Origin of the sequence: Staphylococcus sp. HMSC056G08 (assembly GCF_001812305.1) — a bacterium.
Taxonomy (GTDB): Bacteria; Bacillota; Bacilli; order Staphylococcales; family Staphylococcaceae; genus Staphylococcus; species Staphylococcus simulans.
Genome location: NZ_KV808536.1, coordinates 1 through 941, shown reverse-complemented (window position 1 = coordinate 941; position 941 = coordinate 1). Strand labels below are relative to the sequence as shown.

1 protein-coding gene is annotated in these 941 nt (G+C 28.7%); it reads left to right on the top strand.

All coding sequences use genetic code 11. The annotated features are described in order from the left end of the window. Positions 1–192: hypothetical protein (locus HMPREF2846_RS14570; RefSeq protein WP_218086532.1), on the top strand; the 192-nt coding region annotated here is incomplete at its 5' end. Positions 193–941 lie beyond the last annotated feature (749 nt).

Below are 941 nucleotides of genomic sequence, written 5' to 3'. Positions count from 1 at the left end.
TTTTATTTTGGACTGTATTTATGTCCCAGCCCCTCCTTATTATTATTGCTTTACACACAAGACTTTTTCAACAACATTCGTAACATAAAAAGTGGTCATACCAATAAAAGTAAGGATCACTCTATTAAAGAGAAAATAAAGCAAAAAATAATAAGTAAGGCAATACCTAAAAAGGTATTGTATATCAAATAATAATACATTACTTTGATGCAGTCAATATAATGTATTAAAAGTCATGTACTAATCTAATTGATATGTAATAAAAATTGTCACTTGTGCATTTTAGGAAGGGAACACAAGTGACACAAAGCATATATAAAATAATAGAAATGGAAGTAATCAAACTTCAAGTTCACTTAAGCAAATTAAAGATGAACAAAGAGTATTTTAACATATTTCCAATGTTAAGTAAATATTAAAAAGCAAATTTATTAGATTAGCAAAAATAAAACAGCACTATGTTGATGGTACTATTCATTTACGCTTATATTTACTATCAACTAAAAAAAGAGGTTGCCTAAGCAACCTCTCCCCCTATTATCCATACTTAAATCATCAAGACTTTTTCAACATTCTAAGCAGAAGAAAATAGAGAAACAATAACACACGAACAATATCTTTTGATATTGTACCAATCATGTTAATACAAGTTTTTAATTTTGTCAAAAGACACACCTAAAATAGTTAAGTAGCTCACATTATGTATGCCACCTCGAAAGGTGGCTGTGTTCTCGTTTGGGATAGATTAGAGAGAAAGTAACGAAAACACACAATAAAATAACAGAAATGCTTTGAATCTAGCATTAAGGAAGTAAGGATACAATATGCACATTGAATACATACTGTAAAAGAATAATAGCATTCTTCTTTTACATAATCAATAAAAAAGAGAAACTATTTAAATAGTTTCTCTCAGACTGTCGACAAAGTCCTACGGACTT